The sequence below is a fragment of the Plantibacter sp. MDV22-iso1 genome (genome assembly GCF_058408345.1).
Genome location: NZ_JBZVDY010000002.1, coordinates 95,988 through 117,588 on the forward strand (window position 1 = coordinate 95,988; position 21,601 = coordinate 117,588).

Annotated in this window: 22 protein-coding genes and 1 tRNA gene; 8 read left to right on the top strand and 15 right to left on the bottom strand. The window is 69.4% G+C overall.

Annotated features, from left to right (window positions below):
• Window positions 1-222: 222 nt before the first annotated feature.
• On the top strand, window positions 223-1,215 hold the full coding sequence (locus AC4PMY_RS11180; RefSeq protein ID WP_064294668.1) for a LacI family DNA-binding transcriptional regulator: 993 nt from the start codon (window positions 223-225) through the stop codon (window positions 1,213-1,215).
• 249 nt (window positions 1,216-1,464) lie between these two features.
• Complete coding sequence (locus AC4PMY_RS11185) at window positions 1,465-1,809, top strand: ATP-binding protein (protein ID WP_064294667.1); 345 nt, start codon at window positions 1,465-1,467, stop codon at window positions 1,807-1,809.
• A gap of 50 nt (window positions 1,810-1,859) precedes the next feature.
• Here AC4PMY_RS11185 and AC4PMY_RS11190 read toward each other — a convergent pair whose 3' ends face one another.
• Entirely contained in the window at window positions 1,860-2,828 is a 969-nt protein-coding gene (locus AC4PMY_RS11190; protein ID WP_071259082.1) for an aldo/keto reductase, read from the bottom strand.
• A 17-nt stretch (window positions 2,829-2,845) separates the two neighbouring features.
• Window positions 2,846-3,715: a helix-turn-helix transcriptional regulator gene (locus AC4PMY_RS11195; RefSeq protein WP_491622742.1), complete on the bottom strand. Its 870-nt coding sequence runs from the start codon at window positions 3,713-3,715 to the stop codon at window positions 2,846-2,848.
• 174 nt (window positions 3,716-3,889) lie between these two features.
• On the opposite strand from AC4PMY_RS11195, the gene AC4PMY_RS11200 reads away from it, so the two are divergent.
• On the top strand, window positions 3,890-5,314 hold the full coding sequence (locus AC4PMY_RS11200) for an MFS transporter (RefSeq protein ID WP_491622743.1): 1,425 nt from the start codon (window positions 3,890-3,892) through the stop codon (window positions 5,312-5,314).
• Between the two features lie 22 nt (window positions 5,315-5,336).
• Here AC4PMY_RS11200 and AC4PMY_RS11205 read toward each other — a convergent pair whose 3' ends face one another.
• The 7 genes from AC4PMY_RS11205 to topA form a co-directional block, all read right to left on the bottom strand.
• Entirely contained in the window at window positions 5,337-5,843 is a 507-nt protein-coding gene (locus AC4PMY_RS11205) for a DUF6301 family protein (protein ID WP_491622744.1), read from the bottom strand.
• 114 nt (window positions 5,844-5,957) lie between these two features.
• Window positions 5,958-6,033: transfer RNA gene (locus AC4PMY_RS11210), tRNA-Thr, on the bottom strand.
• A 35-nt stretch (window positions 6,034-6,068) separates the two neighbouring features.
• Window positions 6,069-6,704 carry a TetR/AcrR family transcriptional regulator gene (locus AC4PMY_RS11215; protein WP_175117477.1) on the bottom strand — a complete coding sequence of 212 codons (636 nt, stop codon included), beginning with the start codon at window positions 6,702-6,704 and terminating at the stop codon, window positions 6,069-6,071.
• A 19-nt stretch (window positions 6,705-6,723) separates the two neighbouring features.
• Window positions 6,724-8,349, bottom strand: coding sequence for an alpha/beta hydrolase (locus AC4PMY_RS11220; protein ID WP_083397144.1), 1,626 nt, complete (start codon window positions 8,347-8,349; stop codon window positions 6,724-6,726).
• A 9-nt stretch (window positions 8,350-8,358) separates the two neighbouring features.
• On the bottom strand, window positions 8,359-9,492 hold the full coding sequence (locus AC4PMY_RS11225; RefSeq protein WP_064294662.1) for a DNA polymerase III subunit delta': 1,134 nt from the start codon (window positions 9,490-9,492) through the stop codon (window positions 8,359-8,361).
• 253 nt (window positions 9,493-9,745) lie between these two features.
• Entirely contained in the window at window positions 9,746-10,381 is a 636-nt protein-coding gene (gene tmk, locus AC4PMY_RS11230) for a dTMP kinase (protein ID WP_121293959.1), read from the bottom strand.
• On the bottom strand, window positions 10,378-13,233 hold the full coding sequence (gene topA / locus AC4PMY_RS11235) for a type I DNA topoisomerase (protein ID WP_491623087.1): 2,856 nt from the start codon (window positions 13,231-13,233) through the stop codon (window positions 10,378-10,380). The genes tmk and topA overlap by 4 nt, the downstream gene beginning before the upstream one ends.
• 161 nt (window positions 13,234-13,394) lie before the next feature.
• On the opposite strand from topA, the gene AC4PMY_RS11240 reads away from it, so the two are divergent.
• The gene (locus tag AC4PMY_RS11240; RefSeq protein WP_064294660.1) at window positions 13,395-13,640 is read left to right on the top strand and encodes a DUF8847 domain-containing protein; all 246 of its coding nucleotides are present in this window, start codon (window positions 13,395-13,397) and stop codon (window positions 13,638-13,640) included.
• A 19-nt stretch (window positions 13,641-13,659) separates the two neighbouring features.
• Here the strand turns inward: AC4PMY_RS11240 and AC4PMY_RS11245 are convergent, their stop codons facing one another.
• From AC4PMY_RS11245 to AC4PMY_RS11255, 3 genes are read right to left on the bottom strand one after another with little or no spacing between them, the layout of a single operon-like run.
• Entirely contained in the window at window positions 13,660-14,082 is a 423-nt protein-coding gene (locus tag AC4PMY_RS11245; RefSeq protein WP_491622745.1) for an Rv3654c family TadE-like protein, read from the bottom strand.
• The gene (locus AC4PMY_RS11250) at window positions 14,079-14,390 is read right to left on the bottom strand and encodes a TadE family type IV pilus minor pilin (protein WP_491622746.1); all 312 of its coding nucleotides are present in this window, start codon (window positions 14,388-14,390) and stop codon (window positions 14,079-14,081) included. Before AC4PMY_RS11250 ends, AC4PMY_RS11245 begins: the two co-directional genes overlap by 4 nt.
• A gap of 45 nt (window positions 14,391-14,435) precedes the next feature.
• Window positions 14,436-14,648 carry a DUF4244 domain-containing protein gene (locus AC4PMY_RS11255; protein WP_191941614.1) on the bottom strand — a complete coding sequence of 71 codons (213 nt, stop codon included), beginning with the start codon at window positions 14,646-14,648 and terminating at the stop codon, window positions 14,436-14,438.
• 175 nt (window positions 14,649-14,823) lie between these two features.
• On the opposite strand from AC4PMY_RS11255, the gene AC4PMY_RS11260 reads away from it, so the two are divergent.
• Together AC4PMY_RS11260 and AC4PMY_RS11265 are read left to right on the top strand one after the other, a co-directional pair.
• Window positions 14,824-15,174, top strand: coding sequence for a PadR family transcriptional regulator (locus AC4PMY_RS11260; RefSeq protein WP_079706884.1), 351 nt, complete (start codon window positions 14,824-14,826; stop codon window positions 15,172-15,174).
• Window positions 15,171-15,734, top strand: coding sequence for a hypothetical protein (locus AC4PMY_RS11265; RefSeq protein ID WP_491622747.1), 564 nt, complete (start codon window positions 15,171-15,173; stop codon window positions 15,732-15,734). The genes AC4PMY_RS11260 and AC4PMY_RS11265 overlap by 4 nt, the downstream gene beginning before the upstream one ends.
• A gap of 45 nt (window positions 15,735-15,779) precedes the next feature.
• On the opposite strand, the gene AC4PMY_RS11270 is transcribed toward AC4PMY_RS11265, so the two are convergent.
• The 3 genes from AC4PMY_RS11270 to AC4PMY_RS11280 all read right to left on the bottom strand — a co-directional run bounded on the left by AC4PMY_RS11270 (window position 15,780) and on the right by AC4PMY_RS11280 (window position 19,066).
• Window positions 15,780-16,844, bottom strand: coding sequence for a type II secretion system F family protein (locus tag AC4PMY_RS11270; RefSeq protein ID WP_491622748.1), 1,065 nt, complete (start codon window positions 16,842-16,844; stop codon window positions 15,780-15,782).
• Entirely contained in the window at window positions 16,841-17,875 is a 1,035-nt protein-coding gene (locus AC4PMY_RS11275) for a TadA family conjugal transfer-associated ATPase (protein ID WP_491622749.1), read from the bottom strand. The genes AC4PMY_RS11270 and AC4PMY_RS11275 overlap by 4 nt, the downstream gene beginning before the upstream one ends.
• Window positions 17,876-17,986: 111 nt before the next feature.
• Complete coding sequence (locus tag AC4PMY_RS11280) at window positions 17,987-19,066, bottom strand: LacI family DNA-binding transcriptional regulator (RefSeq protein WP_371263738.1); 1,080 nt, start codon at window positions 19,064-19,066, stop codon at window positions 17,987-17,989.
• Window positions 19,067-19,216: 150 nt separating this feature from the next.
• Here AC4PMY_RS11280 and uriH point away from each other — a divergent pair, with 150 nt between their 5' ends.
• Window positions 19,217-20,164, top strand: coding sequence for a uridine-preferring nucleoside hydrolase UriH (uriH, locus tag AC4PMY_RS11285; protein ID WP_064294656.1), 948 nt, complete (start codon window positions 19,217-19,219; stop codon window positions 20,162-20,164).
• Window positions 20,161-21,597, top strand: coding sequence for a uridine transporter UriT (gene uriT, locus AC4PMY_RS11290; protein ID WP_491622750.1), 1,437 nt, complete (start codon window positions 20,161-20,163; stop codon window positions 21,595-21,597). The genes uriH and uriT overlap by 4 nt, the downstream gene beginning before the upstream one ends.
• Window positions 21,598-21,601 lie beyond the last annotated feature (4 nt).

Here is a 21,601-nt window from a genome sequence, read left to right on the forward strand (position 1 = left end):
CGAGTCAAGCACAGGTGTCGACTTCGAAATCTTTCGTACGGCGGTATCATCAGGGCGATAGGCGTGAGAACATCCGCGTGGCCCATGGTCGAAACGATTCGTGCTGATCAACAAAGGTCGCACGAACAGACGGCCGAGCTGGCCTATGCTGAGCGGAAACGCCTCTCGCTCGGCGGTGCCCGAGCAAGAGTGGTGAGCGGCGACACCAGGAAAGGCTGGGCTGTGACGACCTACAAGGACATTCAGCGGGCCACGGGCCTCTCGCTCGCGACGATCTCGAAGTACTACAACGGGCGCAACGTCCTCGAAGCCAACCGGGACGCCATTCAGACGGCCGCGCGCGAGCTGGGGTTCCGGCCGAACCAGAACGCCCGATCGTTGCGCTCACGGCGATCGAGGACCGTCGGCGTCCTGCTTCCGGCGATCAACAACGACTTCCACCTCACGATTGTCGCCGGCGTCGAGGAAGCGCTCCGCCCGAGAGGGTTCAGCGTCATCGTGGCAGCCAGCCCTGATCCGGCCGACGACTCCGTCAACCTGCTCATGGATCGGATGGTCGACGGGATCATCGCGGTGACACCGCCACATGACGTTCCGGCTCTCCGCGCCGCCGCTTCGCAGGTCCCGGTCGTCATGGTGGACTGGCACATCGACGACGTGCATGCCGACGGCGTCTTCCTCGACAACATCGCGGCGGGCGCGCTCGGGGCGCGCCACCTGCTCGACCATGGTCACCGCCGCATCGGCTTCGTCGGCGGCGAATCGACGATCTCCTCGATGCGACTGCGCACGGAGGGCTTCGAGACGGCGCTGTTCACGCAAGGGATCCAGGCCGACCCGGCGCTCGAACGCTTCGTGCCGCTGACGGTCGACGCCGGATACCGAGCCACCCAGGAACTGCTCGCACGATACCCCCGTCCCACGGGGCTCTTCGCGGCGAACTACGAACTCACCCTCGGCGCGGTCACCGCGATCAACGATTCGGGTCTCCGCATCGGCCGCGACATCTCGGTGGTGGGGTTCGACAGCCGCGAACTGGCACAAGCGCTCGTCCCGAAACTGACGGTCATCGTGCAACCGACCCGCAAGATCGCCAAGCACGCCGCGCGCCTCATCGCAGACCACATCGAGGCCGGCGAACGCCCGGCCCCAACGGTCAAGTACCTCGAGGCGCACCTCATCCCTGGCTCCTCGGTGTCCCGCGTCGACGACTGAGCTGTACCTTCGTCTCCGACCTCGGTCCCGATGTCCGAGCTCGGGCCCGGTCTCCTGCCCGTAGGACGGGTTCAGGGAGTGCACGTGGGGGCGGCTGACGGCTCCGGTCGTTCCTCGGCTCACCACATCGAGCAGCCCCGCTCGGCATCGACACGTCGCCCGAGCCAATCCAGGCTCAGCCCCGTCGACCTCAGTGCCATCGTCCTGGAGGCGGCCGACGAGCGATGACGGATCGGCCTCCCCGACGGTGTGGATCTGCGCACGGCTGCCGTGCCGACGCTGCAGCTGGTCGGTGATCGAGCACGCCTCCGGGAGTTGCTCTCGATCATGCTCGACAACGCGGTGACCTTCACCCGCGTCACCGACACGGGGATCGGCATCCCGGCGGACGAACTCACCCGGGTCTTCGAACGGTTCCACCGAGCCGGGAACGTGCGCGAGGAGACGATCCGCGGCTCAGGCCTCGGACTCACCATCGCCAGATCCATCGCGCACGCGCACCGCGGCACGATCGAGGCCTTCGCCACCGGAGACCCCGGAACGACCTTCATCGTCCGCCTCCCGCTGGCCCGCCGGAACCGCTCGGCCGGCTGACACCGCCGACGAGGCGTCTCAGTCGCCGAGGCAACCGGGTCGAGCAAGGGTCACCACCAGAAGGGCGCTTGCGTCACGTAGGGCGATTCGAGCCTGGCGACCTCGTCGTCCGTCAGCTGCACGTCCAGTGCGGCGGCGGCATCCGTGAGGTGTGCCGGTTTGGTGGCACCGATGATGGGAGCTGCGACCGTCGGGTTCCGCAGGACCCAGGCCAGTGCGACCTGCGCCATCGGGATGCCTCGCTCGACCGCGATCTCCTCGACGGCGTCGATGATCGGGCCGTCGGCGTCCGTGTCGAACGCCTTCGCCACCTCATCGATGTTCGAGCGGTCCGTGGCTGCACCGCGCGGACGGGCGAGCCGTCCTTTACCGTTCGGCGAGTACGGCGTGAGGCCGACGCCGGTGTCCGCACACATCGGGATCATCTCCCGTTCCTCTTCGCGTTTCAGCAGGTTGTACTGGTTCTCCATCGCGACGAAGGGTGTCAGCCCGTGGACCGCTGCGGCCGTCTGCAGCTTCGCGAACTGCCAGGCGTACATGGAGGAGGCGCCGAGGTAGCGCACCTTCCCCGCGCGGACGATGTCGTCGAGCGCTTGCATCGTCTCCTCGACCGGGGTCTCCTCGTCGAAGCGGTGGACGTAATACACGTCGATGTGGTCGGTCCCGAGTCGTCGCAACGAGGCGTCGACCTGTTCGAGGATGGCCGTTCGGGAGAGTCCCGATCCCCCGGGCCCGTCATGCATCCTCCCCGAGACCTTCGTCGCGAGGACGATGTCCTCACGGCGGCTGAACCGCGTGATCGCGCGTCCGACGTACTCCTCGCCGCTGCCCTGTTGGTAGACGTTCGCGGTGTCCCAGAACGTGATCCCCAGCTCGACCGCCTGCCGGAAGAACGGCGCTGACGCCGCTTCGTCCAGGGTCCAACGGTGGAGTCCGCGGTTCGGATCGCCGTAGGTCATGCAGCCGAGCGCGAGGCGGCTGACGCGGAGTCCGGTCGCTCCGAGGCGGGTGTACTCCATGCTTGGTGCTCCTTGCTTCAGTGTTGGGGCGAGGGGTGTTCGGAGGTGGCCGCCCAGCTGGCGAGGAGTTTGAGTGACTCTTCGCTCGGTGAGCCGGGTTCGGCGCTGTAGATCAAGAAGTTCAGGCCGGGCTGGTCCATCGGCTCCATCGCCTCGTAGATCATGCGGAGCTCGCCGACGACCGGATGATGGAACACCTTCTCGCCGGACGTGTGATGGCGGACGTTGTGCGCGCCCCAACGGACGCGGAACTCCTCGCTGCGCGTGGACAGCTCACCCACCAGGTCCTGCATGGCCCGATCGTGCGGGTTGCGCCCCGCCTCGGTGCGGAGGATCGCGACGTTGATGTCGGCCGAGGTCGACCAGCTCGGGTAGAACGCCTCCGCGAGGTCGCGGTGCAGGAACACGAACCGAGCCAGGTTCACCGGGCGCTCCGGGAGCGCGTAGAGGTCGGCGTACAGCGCGCGGAAGAGTGCGTTCTCGGCGAGCACGTCCATCCGGCCGTTCCGGACGAACGCCGGGCCTGCGGTGATGGAGTCGAGGGCGAGTTGCATACCGGGCCGCACGCCGGCCGGCGCAGACCGTCGGCGGGCCCTGATCGGCGATTCGTTCGCCGCCCGAGCGAGGTCCGTGAGGTGGGAACGCTCCGCGTCGTCCAACCGCAGTGCGGTGCCGATCGCGTCGAGGACCGCCTCCGACACCCCCGAGAGGTTCCCGCGCTCGAGACGCGAGTAGTACTCGACGCTCACTCCGGCGAGCATCGCGACCTCGGTGCGACGCAGCCCCGGTACGCGTCGGTTCGTTCCGCCAGGCAGCTCCACCTGCTCTGGCGTGAGTCGGTCCCGACGGGTCGTCAGGAACTCGCGCACCTCGTCTCGATTGTCCATGCCGACAACGATATGACGCGGCCTCCGGCGCTGGGGTGTTCCCGCAGGACACCCATCCTCGACCTCGTGAAGCTCGTTTTGAGCAGGCGCGCAGCGTCTCACGTGCTCGGGCCGCCCTGAGACGTGCCCTGGCGGAGTATCCCTGCTTCGCCGCCGGTGGTGTGTGATCGAGGGATGCAGATCGACCACGGGAACGGGGCAGCACACCGCGTGTCATCGCCGACCTCGGACGATGGCCTCGCCGACCGTGCAGGCCGGACGCCGCGACAACGCCTGACGCTGCTGCTGGCTGCGCTCGGGTTCTTCCTGATCACCCTCGACATCCTCATCGTCACCATCGCGCTCACCAGCATCGCGCGAGACCTCGGCGGAACGACGGCATCGCTGCAGTGGGTGATCGACGCCTACACCGTGCTGTTCGCGGCCCTCCTGCTCCTCGCCGGCAACCTCTCGGAGCGGTTCGGCGCGAAGCGGGCGTTCGGCGTCGGCATCACCGTCTTCCTCGTCACGTCGATCGCGTGTGCGGTGGCCCCGTCGATCGGTGTCCTCATCGCCGCTCGAGCCCTGCAGGGCGCTGGTGCGGCGTTGATGCTGCCGGCGTCCATGGCGCTCATCCGTGAGGCGTTCCCGGGAGGTCGCGAGCGCGCTCGCGCCCTGGGTGTCTGGGCGGTCGGCGGCGCGGTCGCCACCGCACTCGGGCCGGTCCTCGGTGGCGCGTTGACGACGCTCGACTGGCGACTGGTGTTCGCGATCAACCTGCCCGTCTGCATCATGAGGATCATCCTGCTCCGGACGGTCGCGTCATCCCCCTCACGGCCGGAGCCATTCGACTGGGCCGGACAGTTCGTCTGGCTCATCGCGGCGACGGCGCTGGTGTTCGGACTCATCGAGGGCGGGGCGGACGGGTTCGCCAGTCCCGTCGTGGTCGCCAGCCTCGGTGTCGCGCTGGTCGGTATCGTCGGCTTCCTCGTCATCCAGGCCAGGGGCGCGCACCCGATGATGCCGTCGGATCTGTTCCGATCGAGCGGTATGCGCATCGCCCTCGCCGTCGGATTCGCGTTCATGGTGAGCAACTTCGGGACGGTGTTCGTCCTGAGTCTGTTCCTGCAGCAGCAGCTCCGACTGCCTCCGCTACTCGCGGGACTCGTGTTCCTCCCGTCGGCCCTCTTCGCCGTCGTCGGCAACATCGTCAGTGGCACCGTCGCCAACCGGTTCGGGGTGCGCGTCCCGATCGTGTCGGGGTTGCTCCTCATGGTGGTCGGGCTCGTCGGCACCGTCGCCACCGCGAACCTGGGGTCGCCGATCTGGGTGGGCCTGTTCGCTTGCTTCACCGCCGCGGGAGGTTCCGTGGCGATGCCGCCGGTGACCTCCGTGGTCCTCGCGAGCGTGCCGGCATCGCGTGCCGGCACCGCAAGTGCGGTGTTCAACATCTTCCGCCAACTCGGCGGTGCGGTCGCCATCGCAGTCTTCGGCGCGCTCCTCACGGGCTCGACGGGCTTCGTCGCCGGGCTGCAACTCAGCCTCGTCATCGCCGCGGCGCTCATCCTTCTCACCGCGATCGCGAGCGTGTTCATCAGGCCGGCGGCCGGGTCGTCATGACGCCGCAGTCGACCAAACGCGATCAGTCAGTGTCGTCGTCAGCGCCCGGCGTGCGGCCGGGATCGATGCGCAGCCGCTCCTCGCTCCGCTCCACGTCCGCGAACCGCTGCCCCTCGACGACGAACAGCACCTTCTTGGGAACCGTCTTCAGCCAGATCCTGCCGCCGTTCGCCAGTTCCCAGTACGGGTCGCCGGCCTGGGAGCCGGAGGACTGACCGAGGTGCACGCTCAGCGCCGATTGCAACTCCTGAGCGGCACCCCGCAGCGCGCCGGGGTCGTCGCTCTTGTCGGAGACCGCGATCACGACCTGGGCGATCGCTTCATCTGCGACGAGCGAACGAACGGTCGGCAGGTTCACGGGATACCCGGAACGGTGCTGGACACCGCTCGACGTCTCCAGTTTGAGCTGCCACCCGAGACGCTCCGCAAGCGCCTTGAAATCGTCGCGACCCAGCAGCCATGACACCAATGCGAAGGCTTTGCTGACGGCATCGATCTGTGCGTTCGTGGCTCTGGCGAGTGCACCCATCAGCTCATCCTACGGCTGTCTCCGCACCGGATTCGGCGGCGGACGAGGAAGCGCCCCGAAAACCAGAACAGCCGCTGACCTGGGTTTTCCAGGGCAACGGCCGGGTGATGCTGGTGGAGCCGCCCAAGGGAATCGAACCCTTGACCTTCTCATTACGAGTGAGATGCTCTGCCGACTGAGCTAGGGCGGCGCGTGCGCTGGTCGCCCGGCGCACGAGTATCCATGTTAGCGCAGCTTTTGGACCGTCGTGTACAGCTCGGCGAAAGAACGACGGATCCGCTCGGCGAGGGACCCTGGCGTCGGCGCATCGGCCCAGCAACGCCACGCGTGGCGCAGGCCGGCGAAGCCCACCATCGTCACCATCCAGCAGCGGTCGAACAGCGCCTCGGCGTCCTCCGCGAGCGTCGGGTCGTCGTTCAACACCCGGCGCTCGACGACCTTGTAGAGGCCCTCCTCGAAGCCGCGCATGCTCGCGATCCGCGCACCCAGCAGGTGCGGGTGGTCGCGCAGCACGTCCTTGCGGAGATGGTGGATCTCGACGTCCTCGTCGGCGTCACCGACAGTCCTGGCCAGGAGCTCCCCCAGATCGGTGAGCACGTCGGTGGCAGGCCCCGCGGTCAGGAAGGCGTGCAGGGCGTCGCCGTCAGGGATCAGCGGGATGTCGCCGATCAGCGCTTCCTCCTTCGTCCCGAAGTAGTTGAAGAAGGTCCGCGGCGAGACCTCCGCCCGACGACTCACCTCCTCGACCGTCACGTTCTCGAGCCCCTGCTCACTCGCAAGCGTCAGCACCGCGTGCTGGATCGCCCGACGCGTCGCGAGCCGCTTCCGCTCGCGGAGCCCGAGTTCAGCCGGCGCCGTCATGGTCATCAGGATCCCACCGTCAACTGCACATCGGGTCCTTCGACGGCACCGTGCCGTCGATGAGGTACTGGTCGACTGCCTGGTTCACGCAGTCGCTGCCCTTGTTGTAGCCGGTGTGACCCTCACCCTTGTAGGTGATCAGCTGACCCTTGTCGAGCTGCTCCGCGAGGTTCTGCGCCCAGACGTACGGCGTGGCCGGGTCGTTCGTCGTCCCGACGACGAGGATCGGCGCAGCACCCTTCGCGTGGATCTCCCCACGCTCGGTCCGCGTCTGGTACGGCCAGTTGGCGCAGAACGTGTCGCCGTAGGCCATGTACTCGCCGATCACGGGAGCCGCCTCCTCCAGCTGCTTCGCCTCGTCGGCCATCTTCGTCTTGTCGTCGTCGTAGCTGTAGTCGAGGCAGTTGATCGCGTTGAAGGCCTCGGTCTGGTTGTCGGCGTACTTGCCGGACTCGTTGCGACCGTTGTAGCCGTCGGCGAACTGGAAGGCGATGTCGGTCCCGCCCTGCATGACCTCGTCGAACATCTGGCTGAGGTACGGCCAGGCATCGGCCTGGTACAGCGGGTAGATGATCGCCGTGAGCAGCGTGTTGCCGCCCAGCTCACGTCCGTCGTCGCCGGGGATCGGGTTCGCGTCGACCTCGTCGAGGAGCGTCTTGATCTCGGTCATCGCGCTGTCGACCGAGCCACTGAACGGGCAGTCCTTGCCCGTCATGCAGTCCTCGAGGTAGGCGCGCAGAGCACTCTCGAAGCCCTTGGCCTGCTCCTTGACGACCTCGAAGTTCGACGTCGACGGGTCGATCGCGCCGTCGAGCACGAGGCGCCCGACGTTCTTCGGGAAGAGCTCCGCGTAGGTCGCTCCGAGGAACGTGCCGTACGAGTACCCGAGGTAGTAGAGCTGCTTGTCGCCGACGGCGGCGCGCAGCATGTCGAGGTCCTTCGCGGCGCTCTGCGTGTCGACGAACTCGAGCATCTTGCCCGTCTCCTCCGCACACGCGTCGCCGAAGTCCTTCGCGGCCTTCTCGTTCGCGGCGATCCACTCGTCGGAACCGCGCTTCCCCGGCGTGACGTCGTACAGGTAGGCGTCCATCTCCGAGTCGGTCAGACATTTCACCGGCGTCGACTTCCCGACACCGCGGGGGTCGAAGCCGACGACGTCGAAGTTCTCCTGGAGGTCCTTGTCGACCGCGAAATCGAGGCTGTCGGCGACGAGGCTGTAACCGGAACCACCCGGGCCGCCGGGGTTCATGAAGAGCGAGCCGATCGGCTTGCCGTTCGTGGCCTGGTGCCGCACGAGCGCCAGGGAGAGTTCGCCGTCGGAGGGGTTGTCCCAGTCGATGGGCGCCTTCGCCGTGGCGCACTCGAAGCCGTCGGCACAGCCGCTGGTCTTCCAGTCGAGTTTCTGCTCGTAGAAGGGCTTCAGCTCGGCGTCGACGTCGCTCGTCGCCGGCGAGGAGGACGACGTCGTCGGCTCGGCGGCCTTCGGCGGCAGGAAGGCGGTTACGCACCCGCTCAGGGTGAGCGCCGCGACCGCGAGACCGGCCACCAGGGCGACCCGCGCCGTACGGCGCGCACCGGGACCCCTGCGACGGGGCGCACCGGTCGATCCCGTCGAGTCCGACGGCTGCTGCCTGGGCGAAGTCACAGAGGCTCCCTACCGGACCGCCGACACGAGCATGGCCTCCAAGGCCAGCGCCGGGGCGACGTTCCCTTCGATTCGTGTGCGGGCGACGGAGATCGCCTCCAAGGTTTCGATCGTAACCGCAGGCGTCGTCCGGCGAGCGGCTTCCTCGAGTTCCGGACGCAATTCACGGTTGATGATCGTGGCGTCGTGCCCCAGCTGCAGGAGCACGATGTCGCGGTACAGCGAGAGCAGGTCGACCATGATCCGGTCGAGGCCATCGCGCAGGCTGCGGGTGGCGCGCCGCTTCTGGTCCTCCTCCATCGCCCGCACCTGCGAGCGGAGGGCCGGCGGGACCGATTGACCGGGCTCGACGCCGAGCGAGCGCAGGGTGCTCTCCCGCTCGGCCTCGTCGCGCAGCGAGGTGTACGCCTTCGCATCGTCGCCCGCCAGCTCGAGGAGGCGGCCAGCGGTGACGACCGCCTGGCCGGCGCTACGGATGTCGAGCACGGCACGGAGCGTGGACTCACGGCGCTGCCGCGCGCCGGGGTCGGTCGCGAGGCGGTGGGCCATGCCGACGTGGCTCTGCGCCTCGCGGGCGGCGCGTTCGGCGAGCTCGGGCGCCACGCCGTCCCGCCGTTCCAGCAGCTCGGCGACGTCGTCGATGGTGGGGACGCCGAGGCGGACCGAGCGGACGCGCGACCGGATGGTGGGCAACAGGTCGGCCTCGCTCGGCGCGCACAGCACCCAGATCGTGCTGCTCGGCGGTTCCTCGAGCGACTTCAGCAGCAGGTTGGAGGTGCGCTCGGTCATGCGGTCGGCGTCCTCGACGACCATGACGCGGAAGCGACCGACGGACGGCGCGCGGTAGGCGTTCCGGACGAGGTCGCGGACCTCGTCGATCGTGATGATCACGCGATCGGTGCTCAGCGCGGAGAGGTCGGGGTGGGTGCGCGCCTCCACCTGACGACGGGTGACGTCGTCGCCCCCGGGCTCGCGGCTGAGGAGCGCGGCGGCGAAGGCGTAGGCGAGGGTTGAGCGACCGGAACCGGGCGGCCCGGTGATGAGCCAAGCGTGGGTGAGGCCCTTGGGCGTGATCGGGTCCGACGCCGACTGGAGGAGCTCGATCGCGTCGCGTTGACCCGTCAAGTCGGTCCAGGAAGCCATGCGACTACGATACCGGGCGGTACCGACGTGAGCCGGCGGGGTCAGTGCCGGTCACCGAGCCGACCCACCGGTCACTGAGCTGCTCCACCGGTCACTGAGCTGCTCCACCGGTCATTGAGCTTGTCGAAGTGCCGACCCCTCACGCTCGCCCTTCGACAGGCTCAGGAACCGGAAGGGCATGCGCACGAAGACCGGAAGGGCGCGCGCTCCGGGACCGGAAGGGCGCGGGCTCAGGGACCGGGACGGTGTGCGCTCAGAGGAGCGGCGCGATGCGGGCCTGGATGTCGGCGGCCAGTCGCTCGGGTGGGAGCGCGGCGTCGACGACGAGGAACCGCTCGGGCTCCGCGGCCGCGAGGGCGAGGAACGACTCCCGCACCCGGGTGTGGAAGTCCTGCGCCTCGGCCTCGAGCCGGTCGAAGCGCTTGTTGGCGTTGTCGAGACGGCCGCGGGCGACGGCGACGTCCAAGTCGAGCAGGACGGTCACGTCGGGCAGGAGGTCCTCGGCGGCCCAGAGCGAGATGTCGCGGATCTGCTGGGCGTCGAGCACGCGTCCGCTGCCCTGATAGGCGACGGACGAGTCCAGGTACCGGTCCTGCAGGACGACCTCGCCCCTCGCGAGAGCCGGGCGCACGACGGTGGCGATGTGGTGTGCGCGGTCCGCCGCGTAGAGCAGGGCCTCGGCACGCGGGCTGATGTCGCCTCGGTGATGCAACACGATCTCGCGGATCTCGACACCGAGCTCACTGCCGCCCGGCTCGCGGGTCCGGACGACCGTCCGCCCCTGCTGCTCGAACCAGTCGCTCAACAGCCGCGCCTGCGTCGATTTCCCGACGCCGTCGCCGCCCTCGAGGGTGATGAACAGGCCCCGAGGGCGTCCTCCCCCGCTCACGTGACGGCGTCGGCCTTCGCCGCAGCCGCCTTGTTCGCGGCGCGCGTCGCGGCAGCCTTCTTCGCCGCTTCCGAACGGGCGATCGACGTGGCCGACGCGGACTTCGTGGCCGTCGCCTTGGCGGTCCCCGTCTTCGCGGCGGGGGTCTTCTTGGCCGGAGCCTTCTTCGCGGGTGCCTTCTTCGCGGGAGCCTTGCGACCGGCCTTCGGCTTCGCCGGGCCCTTCGCACGCTTGTCCGCCAGGAGCTGGACCGCTCGCTCGAAGTCGACGTCCTCGACCTGCTCGCCACGCGGGATCGTCGCGTTGGTCACGCCGTCCGTCACGTACGCGCCGAACCGGCCGTCCTTGATCTTGATCGGCTTCCCGCTCTCGGGGTCGGCCTCGAACTCCTTGAGGGCGCTCGACGCCTTCCTGGCTCCGTACTTGGGCTGGGCGAACAGCTCGACGGCACCGGCGAGGTCGACCGCGAAGATGTCGTCCTCGGAGGTGAGCGACCGGGTGTCGGTGCCCTTCTTCAGGTACGGACCGTAGCGGCCGTTCTGCGCGAGGATCTCCTCGCCCGACTCGGGGTCGGCGCCGACGACCCGCGGCAGGTCGAGGAGCTTGAGCGCGGTCTCGAGGTCGATGGTCGCGAGGTCCATCGACTTGAAGAGCGATGCGGTGCGCGGCTTCTCGGCCGCCGCCTTCTTCTTGGCGGGAGCCTTCTTCTTGGCACCCGCTGCGGGCTCGGTCACCTCGCCGGTCGCCGTGTCGACGGAGAGCTCCGCCTCGGGCTCCGGGTCGACCTCGGTGATGTACGGGCCGAAGCGTCCGTCCTTCGCGACGATCTCCTTACCGGTCGTCGGGTTCACGCCGATGACGCGATCGCCGACGACGGGTGCGTCGATGAGCTCGTGCGCCTTCGCGGGCGTCAGTTCATCGGGCGCGAGGTCCTCGGGCAGGTTGACTCGACGCGGTGTCGGGGCTTCCTCTCCCTCGGCCGGCGGCGGACCGTCGGGCGTGACCTCGAGGTACGGGCCGTACTTGCCGATGCGGAGCGTGACCCCGTCGTCGATGACGATCGAGTTGATGCGGCGGGCGTCGATGTCGCCGAGGTTGTCGATGACCTGACGCAGGCCGCGACCCGAGTCGTCGCCGAAGTAGAAGCCCTTGAGCCAGTCGACGCGGTCGACCGAGCCGCCGGCAATCCGGTCGAGGTCGTTCTCCATCTCTGCGGTGAAGTCGTACTCGACGAGCTCCTCGAAGTACTCCTCCAGGAGACGGACGACGCTGAACGCCACCCAGCTGGGGATGAGCGCCTGACCGCGCTGCGTCACGTAACCGCGATCGATGATCGTGGAGATGATCGATGCGAACGTGGACGGTCGGCCGATGCCGAGCTCCTCGAGCCGCTTCACCAGGCTGGCCTCCGTGTAGCGCGGGGGCGGCGAGGTCTCGTGCCCCTTCGCCTCCGGGTCCTCGATGCCGAGCTGCTGGCCTTCGGTGAGGGGCGGCAACTTCGCCTCGGACGCGTCGTCCTGGGAGTTGCGGTCCTCGTCCTGGCCCTCTTCGTAGGCGGCGAGGAAGCCGCGGAAGGTGATGACGGTGCCGGAGGCGGTGAACTCGGCGCGGCCCACGTCGGTCTTCGACTCGAGCGTGATCGTCGCGGTCGAGCCCTTCGCGTCGGCCATCTGGCTTGCGACCGTGCGCTTCCAGATCAGGTCATACAGCTTGAAGTCGTTGCCGCGGAGCGTCGAGGCGAGTGAGGACGGCGTGCGGAACGTGTCGCCCGAGGGACGGATCGCCTCGTGCGCCTCCTGAGCGTTCTTGCTCTTGCCGCTGTAGAGGCGCGGCTTGTCGGGCACCGTCTCGGCGCCGTAGAGGGCAGCAGCCTGCTTCCGGGCCGCGTCGATCGCCTGCTTGCTCAGCGACGGCGAGTCGGTACGCATGTAGGTGATGTAGCCGTTCTCGTACAGCGACTGCGCGACGCTCATCGTCTGGCGAGCGGAGAACCGGAGCTTGCGTCCGGCCTCCTGCTGGAGCGTGGAGGTCGTGAAGGGAGCCGCCGGTCGGCGGGAGTACGGCTTGGACTCGACGGAGAGGACGGTCGCCTTCGAGTGCTCGAGTGCTGCGGCGAGCGCCGTGGCGCGCTGTTCGTCGAGCGGGACGGCACTGCCCTTGAGCTGTCCGAGGTCGTCGAAGTCGCGGCCGGTGGCGACGCGGTCGCCGTCGAGCCGGACGAGACGCGCGGTGAAGGGCGCCCCGGTGGCGTCGGCTTCGGGGAGGAAGCGGGCGATGACGTCCCAGTAGGAGGCGGCGCGGAAGGCAAGGCGCTCGCGCTCCCGGTCGACGACGAGTCGGGTGGCGGCGGACTGCACGCGTCCGGCGCTCAGCCCGGGGCCGACCTTGCGCCAGAGCACGGGCGAGATCTCGTACCCGTAGAGGCGGTCGAGGATCCGGCGGGTCTCCTGGGCGTCGACGAGGTCGGTGTCGAGGGGCCGCGTCTTGTCCTTCGCGGCGAGGATGGCGTCCTTGGTGATCTCGTGGAAGACCATGCGGCTGACGGGGACCTTGGGCTGCAGGACCTGCAGGAGGTGCCACGCGATGGCTTCGCCTTCGCGGTCCTCATCAGTCGCGAGGAGGAGTTCGTCGGCGTTCTTGAGTGCGCGCTTGAGGTCCGCGACGGTCTTCTTCTTCGCGTCGGAGACGACGTAGTACGGCTCGAAGCCGTTGTCGACGTCGACCGAGAACTTGCCGAGCGAGCCCTTCTTGAGCTCGGCGGGAAGGTTCTTCGGCTCGATGAGGTCGCGGATGTGACCGACCGAGGACAGCACCTCGTAGTCGTCACCGAGATATCCGGCGATCGACTTCATCTTGGTCGGTGACTCTACGATCACGAGTTTCTTGCCTGCCACGAGGCTCCTTCCATCAGGCACACCATACACACGTGCACAGCAGGCTTGTCCAATCGTGGGGCGGCCACGCGCGTGTCCAACCCCTTGCGTTCTGCGGCGTTCGGAGCAGAATGTCTGCCATGAGTACCCAGACGAGTTACACCGTGAAGTTGACCGACGGTCCACTGGAGGGCAAGACGATCAGCGCCCGACTCAGCGACCATGGATCACCGACGCCCACCGTCGACGTGCCGAGCGGCACCGCCGGCAAGGTCTACCGGTACGCCCGGACGACCGGCGAGGAGTACGACGACTCCGGAGCCCCGAGCGCCGTCGACTACCGCTTCCTGGAGGCGGTCTTCACGACCGACTCCGGTCAGGGCTGACCGATCGCACCGCTACCTCTTAATAGGTGGCGGTCACGGACACCCCGACGACGGCGCTGGAGGCCTCCGGAGGAGGCCCGGCTCTCGCGGCGACCGTGATGGCGCCGAAGGCCGTGTCGACAGTGGCGTCGACGAGGACGGTGACGCCCTCCACACTGCAGGTGCCGAGCGACGCCGCATTGCGCGCCGCGACCATGCGAGCAGTTTCGCAGGGGAAGCCTGGGAGACGACCGGACGCGGTGTCGGCTGCCGCCAACGCGGCTGCGTCGGCCGCGTTGGCCGCTCGCTGATGAGCGGCGAACAGCGTCACCACGGGCAGGGTCGCCAGGAGGACGGCGACCAGCGCTCCGAGGATGCCTGCCGCCAGAACCGACCCGGCTCCGGTCTCGTCGCGCAGGCCTTCCGTCGCGCGGAGGGCGATACGGCGCAGCTGCACGTTCACCGACCGCCACCCATGGCGCACGAGGACGCCGACACCGGGACGACGCCGGCGAGGCCGGATCCGCCGACGGCGTCGACCCGCACGCAGACCAGGTCCCCCTCCATGCCACTCGTCATGGTGGCCCCCGGCAGGACGCGCGCGACCCGGCCCGCCGCGGTCCCGGTGTCGTCGCCTCGCCCCAGACTCCGGGCGGCGTCCGCAGCCGCATCGGTCGCACGGAGCTGGGTCAGCCCGACCTGCACCGCGGAGAGCCCCATCGCCAGCACGAGGACGACGGCAGGGACGACGACCGCGAACTCCGCCGTCACCGCGCCGTCCTCCGAACGCCATGTCGGCACCTGCAGCCGCACGGCTCAACCGTTCGCCGTCAGGGCTCGCCGGATGAGGTCGGTGAGGATGCCCCGCACCTCGTCTCCGCGGAGGATGGCGACGAGCAGTCCGGCGAACCCGACGGCCGCCATCGTGGCCACCGCGTACTCCGCCGTGGCGGACCCCCGTTCGTCCTGCAGGACGCGCCGCACCTCGCGCCTGACGCTGTGCTCGACTCGACGACCGATCGTGATCATGATGTTCCTTCCCCGCACCGGAGTGCTGCGCTCGTGGCACGAACACCTCCATGTTCGGCGAACGCGTCCAGCGACGCGCGAGCAGAGCCGACGTCGGTGACGGGCCGCGACGACCGGCCGGTTGTGGAGCGATCTCGCCTTGCACCCGACCGCTATTCATGCTTGAGTAATAGTCATGGATGAACAGCTGGCGGCGCGCGACTCGCAACTCCTCCGGGGCGTGCTGCCGATGCTCATCCTGTCCACCGTGCACCGCGGCGAGACCTACGGGTATGAGCTCGTCGAACGCCTCCGGGCCCTCGGCCTGGCCGATCTGGCGACCGGCGTCGTGTATCCGGTCCTCAGCCGGTTCGAACGCGACGGACTGGTGACCGCGCGTCGGGTCGCCTCCTCGGGCGGCCCAGCACGGAAGTACTACGCGATCACCGAACGAGGAGACGCGGCGAGGCTCGACGCCATCGCCCGCTGGAGGGCGATGACCGACATCGCCGAACGAGGAATCGACCCTGAAGGAGCATCAGCATGATCGACCAGAAGCGCCCCACAGCGGACGACCTGCTCGCCGAGCGCGCTGCACGCGGACTGAGCTTCGCTGACCGCTGGCGACGCGACTCATACCTCCAGCGCCTCGACTGGCACCTGGAGGCCGTGGTCACGGGGCGGGAACGCCGCTCGATCATCCGTTCACTCCGAGACGAACTCTCGGTCGATCGGCGACCGATGACGATCGCTCTGGCCGACCTCGGCTCACCGCGCGCCCTGGCCGCCCGCTACGCCGACGACCCGGCCCGGTTGCGGCCGACCTGGTCGATCGGGGTCATCTGGGGCGGCGTCGCGATCCTCGCCTACTGGTTCTCGTTCGCCCTGTTCACCCTCGGGATGCTCGCGGTGGTCGAGCAGTCGACACTCGATGAAGCGCAGGCGCGGTTCTTCTTCGTCGACGTGCTCGCCTTCGCCAACGAGGACGGCATCGGCGTCGGATGGTCCGGCGACGTCGCGTGGATCCTCGTGCCACTCGTGATCATCGCCGTCGCCGTGCTCGTCGGAGCACGCTGCTGGCGCGCACTGCCACGCTCCCGCGACTGAAGCAGCCCCGCGACGGAAGCAGGCAGGTCGGCGTCGAACCGTTGGTCAGAACCCGAGCGTCGTCGACGTGACGACGCTGAGCAGGAGCGGAGCAACACCGACGAGGAGGAAGGCCGGCAGCACACAGACCCCGAGCGGGATCATGAGGCGGGTCGCGAGGATCGCTGCAGCCCGCTCGCCATCGGACCGCGCCTGATCACGCTGCTGCTCCGCCTCGCTGCGGAGCAGCTCGCCGGCGGGGATCCCGGCCCTGGCAGAGAGCGCGAGGACGCTCGTGATCGTGGCACCGTCGTAGGGGACGGCGAACCGCTCGCACGCCTCCTCGACGATCGACCGGGCCGCCGTCGCCGCTCCTCCACCCGCCATCGCCACCGCGACGAGGTCGAGCGACAACCCCGGCGCGGGGTCGCGCCTGGCCGCCCGTGCACTGAGCGCCGAACTCCAGCGCGCACCGACGATGAGGAACACCACGCCGGCCGCGAGACAGCAGAGTCCCGGAGGCGTCGCGAAGAGCGTCCGCAGCGTGTCGAAGCCGAGGGCCATCCCGAGGAGGACGGCGACGAGCGGCAACCAGAGCACCAGCCTCGCCGTCGCGGACGGTCCGGCGAGCGCCGTGCCGACGTCGCGACCGATGCGGTCCAACTCGCGCAGCGACCCGGCGAGGTCGCGCAGACAGACGCCGAGCGGCGCGCCGCTGATGGCAGCGACCTGCCAAGCGGCGGCCAGGCCCGCCCAGGCCGTGCGCGCGCCGGCACCCGTCTCCTGATCAGCGATGGCGGCGATCGCCGCCGGCAGGTCGCCGCCGTGCGCGGCAGCATCGGCCACCGCTGACAACACCGCCGTGTCGGCCCGATGATCGCTCGCCGGGCCGGCTTCGTCGTCCGGTTCATCCGCCGTGAGGCCAACGGACACCGCTGCTGATCGCGTTCGCGCATCGGCGTCCGCTTCCACGGCGAGATGCCTCCAGGCACTGCCGGGTGCGACGCCGGCACCCAGCAGCACGGCCAGACGACGGGTGGTGCGCGCAACACGGGCGGGACCGTCGTCCTCGGGCGGAGTCGCGCCGGGAAGCGCCGCGAGCACCCGTTGGAGGACCCAGGGCCGGGTCACGGCAACTCCTCGACGGAGAGGCGGTCGTGTTCGTCGATCAGGAGGCGGCCGACGGCGACCACCTGCCGACCGATCGGGAGCCTCGCCAGATGCACGATGAGTCCGATCGCGCTCGTCGCCTGACGGGCCACAGCCTCCTGACTCATGCCGGCGAGCGCACCGAGCGCTTCCAAACGGGCGGGCACGTCGGTCACGGAGTTCGCGTGAAGGGTGCCTGCACCGCCGTCGTGCCCGGTGTTGAGCGCCGACAGCAGCTCACGCACCTCGGGCCCCCGGCACTCGCCGAGGACGAGCCGGTCGGGACGCATGCGGAGCGCCTCGCGCAGGAGGCGTTCGAGGTCGATACCGCCGGCCCCCTCCAGGTTGGCCTGGCGCGACTGGAGTGCGACGACATGTGGGTGGAGGATCCGCAGCTCCGCGACGTCCTCGATCACGACGAGCCGCTCGGCGGGCGAGGCGAGGCCGAGCAGGGCGCCGAGGAGCGTCGTCTTCCCGGAGCCGCCCGCACCGGTGATGAGGATGTTCGTCCGGGCCGCGACGGCGTCGCGCAGCAGCTCGGCGACCGTCGCCGGGAACATCCCGGAGGCCTGCAGCGCATCGAACCCCAGCGCTTCGTCCCGTGGCACCCGGATGGACAGGAGCGTCCCTCGCGTCGACACCGGCGGGAGGACCACGTGGACCCGCACCCCGTCCTGCAGACGCACGTCGACGCACGGCGTCGCCTCGTCGACGTGCCGCCCGCCTCTCGCGACCAGGCGCACCGCGAGCGCGCGGATGGTCGCCTCATCGGAGCGCCATCCCGCCTCCCGGACGAGCCCGGCACCGTGGTCGAGCCAGAGGCCGGACGAGCCGTTGACGAAGAGGTCGGTGACCCCCGGATCGGCGAGGTAGGGCGCGAGCGCGCCGAAGTCGGCGAGCGCCGTGACACCGCGCGACTCGCCTGCTCGCGCGGGTTCGGCGTCGGCCGACGCCCCCGGCGGATCAGGAGGGGTGACCTCGGGCGGGATGGAGACGACGAATCGATCGGACATGCGGCGAGAGTAGAAGCCCAGGCTCGAACCCCGAGGCGCGGAGGCACGGACCTCGCAAACTCACGAGACCGGCTTCGCTTGTGGAGCGTCGTCGGCGACCCTCAGTGCACCTCAGCGACCGATCGTCGAGGCGCGGATGACGAGGTCCGCGGCGATCACCGGGGCGGGTGCCACCGTCCGACCCTCGATCCGGGCGAGGAGTTGCTCGGCGCCTGCGCGACCGAGCGCCTCACCGGGCAACCGCACACTCGTCAACGGCGGGTCGCTCACGACCGACGACGCCAGGTCGTCGAACCCCACCACGGCGAGCTCAGCCGGCACCGGCATGCCCATCGCCCGCGCCGACTGCAGCACCCCGTACGCATGCGTGTCGGTCGCGCAGACCAACGCGGTCACCCCGGCGTCGCGCCACCGCGGCCAGCTGTCGACGAACGCCGCGGCCGCCGCTTCGAGGTCGATGATGCTCTCCGCGCGATCGTCCGCGTGCACGCGCATCCCGCGCACGGCGGCCTCGCGCTCGAGCAGCAGTCGACGCAGGAGGAACGTGTCCGTCGCGGTGCGCCCACCGAGGTACCCGAGTTGCCGGTGACCCAGGACGTGGAGGTGGTCGAGGAGTGCTCGGACACCGCCGAGGAGGTCGAAGTCGACGGACACGGCACGTCGGTCGGCGACGACGGCACCGGACGCGGCCTCCGCCGTCGTCGTCGGGAGGCGGGGTGCGTCGAGCAACACGAGCGCGGTGTCGAGCCTGAGCTCCTCGAGGAAGGCCTCGCTCGGCGCGTCGACCACGAGCCCGGCCGGTCGGAGGGCCGCCAATCGGCCGAGCGCCGCCGCCGTGGGCACGTCGCCCTCCCCGGTCACCGACACGAGCAGCTGGTACGCGTCGCCGAGGCCGGCCCTGAGTCCTCGGATCACCGCACCGAAGTAGGGGTTCGAGGCATCCGGCGTCACGAAGACGACCAGGTTGCTCGACCCACTCGCGAGCGCCCGCGCGGCGTGGTCGGCGACGTAGCCGAGCTCGGCGATCGCCTGACGCACCCGTTCGGCGTTCTGCGCCGACACGTGACCGGCGTCCTTGCCGTTGGCGACGAGCGACACGGTCGCGACCGACGTCCCGGCCCGCTCCGCCACCATCGCCGCCGTCACGCGACGGGCGGCGCGTGGCTGGGGATCGTTCGGTTCGAGGGGCACCCGTCGATCGTATCGGGGCCGCGGAACCCTGGGCCGAACGACCCGGTTTGGCGAACCTAAAGCGCTTGACGTAGGCTGCTCCCGGCTGACCTGAAGCGCTTTACGTGCCCTGCCGCCCGCTTCCCCAGCACCCCAACGATGTGGAGAACCATGCCCCGCAAGATCATCCTCGACTGCGACCCAGGCCACGACGACGCGATCGCCATCCTCCTGGCGCACGGCAACCCCGAGATCGAGCTGCTCGCCGTCACGACCGTCGTCGGCAACCAGACGCTCCCGAAGGTCACCCGGAACGCCCTCGCCGTCGCCCGCATCGCCGGGATCACCGACGTGCCGTTCGCCGCCGGCGCCGACCGCCCGCTCGTGCGCCCACTCGAGAACGCACCGGACATCCACGGCGAATCGGGCATGGACGGCCCCGTCCTCCCCGAACCGGCGATCGCCCTCGACGACCGGCACGCCATCGACCTCATCATCGACCTCGTCATGTCGCACGAACCGGGCGAGATCACCCTCGTCCCGACCGGCGGCCTGACGAACATCGCCCTCGCAGCCCGCAAGGAGCCGCGCATCGTGGAGCGCGTCAAGGAGGTCGTCCTCATGGGCGGCGGCTACCACGTCGGCAACTGGTCGGCGGTGGCCGAGTTCAACATCAAGATCGACCCTGAGGCCGCGCACATCGTCTTCAACGAGAGCTGGCCCGTCGTCATGGTCGGCCTCGACCTCACGCACCAGGCCCTCGCCACCCCGGAGGTCGTCGAGCGGATCGCCACGATCGGCACCGGCCCGGCACGCTTCGTCGAGGAGCTGCTCGAGTTCTTCGGCACCACCTACAAGGACGCGCAGGGCTTCGACAGCCCGCCCGTGCACGACCCGTGCGCCGTCGCCTACGTGATCGACCCGACGATCGTGCGGACCGTCAAGGTGCCGATCGACATCGAACTCACGGGCACGCTCACCCTCGGCATGACGGTCGCCGACTTCCGCAGCCCGGCTCCGGACGACTGCAGCACCTGGGCCGCGACCGAACTCGACCACGCACGTTTCTGGGGCCTCGTCACCGACGCCCTCGAGAACATCGGGGAGATCGAGCTGTGAGCGACCTCCTGAACTCCACGAGGCCCGCCGTGCGCATCGGCGCCCTCATGACGGCGTTGCTCGCCGCCTGCGTCGCGTTCCAGTTGAACGCCAGCATGCTGAGCCCCGCGCTCGTCAGCATGGCGCGCGAACTGCAGACCGACGACGCCACCATCGGCCTGTCGCAGACCATGTTCTTCACCACGGCGGCGTTGTTCTCGGTCTTCCTCCCCCGCCTCAGCGACATCGTCGGCCGGAAGCGCGTCCTGACCGGGATGCTCGTCGTCATGCTCGTCGGCACCGTCGTCGCGGCCCTCGCCGTGAACGTCGAGATGCTGTTCGTCGGCCGCATCATCCAGGGCGTGTCCGGGCCGGTCGTGCCCATCACCCTGCTCATGCTGCGCGCCGAGGTCACCGACCCGAAGCGGTACGGCGCCATGATGGGCCTCATCACCGCAGTCAACGGCGGCATCGCCGGGATCGACGCCCTCGCCGGCGGCTGGCTCGTCACGAACCACGGCTTCCGTTCCGTCTTCTGGACCATGGCCGTCGTCGCAGCCGTCGCGATCGTCTTCGTCGTCCTGTGGGCCGCGAACTCGCAGCCGTCGAAGGGCACGAGGATGGACTGGTGGGGCGTGCTCCCGCTCGTCGTGTCGATCGCCGCACTGCTCACCGCGTTCAACGAGGCCGGCAAGCTCGCGGCGGCGAACTGGCTGCTCGTCGGCGGGTTCATCGTCGTCGCCCTCGTCGCGTTCGCGATCTTCTGGACCGTGGAGAACCGCGTCGCCGAACCACTGGTCGCCACGAAGTACCTCCGCCAGCGGAGCACCTGGGCACTCCTGCTCACCACGCTGCTCACCATGACCGGTGTCTTCGCCGTCGCCAACGGCCTCGTCACCTCGATCGCCCAGAACGCCGACGCGGGGTTCAGCATGGAGGCCGACCTCGCCTCCCTCGCGTTCCTGACGCCGTACGCCCTCATCGGCTGGCTCGTCGGCCCGTTCGCCGGTCGTCTCGCGCCAACGCTCGGCTACCTGAACGTGCTCCGCATCGGTCTCATCGGCAGCATCGTCTCGATCGTCATCATGGCGCTCGTCGGCGTGCACTCGCTCCCCGTCCTCATCGCGACGACCGTCCTGATCGGTGCGACCTACGCGGGCATCGGCAACATCATGCTCAACGGGCTCGGCATCGTCCTGTCGCCGAAGGAGAACCCGGGCTTCCTGCCCGGACTGAACGCGGGCGCCTTCAACCTGGGCGCCGGCCTCAGCTTCGTCGTCCTCCCCGCCGTCCAGATCGCCGTCGCACCCGCCGGAGGGACGTCGACGGCCGGGTACACGAGTGCCATGCTGGTCGGCGCGGGCATCACCGCGGTCGCCCTGCTGGTGTCGTTCCTCATCCCCAAGCCCACCGGCGCCGAGGTCCGTCCGGCCGAGACCGCCTCGGCAGCCTAGGAGG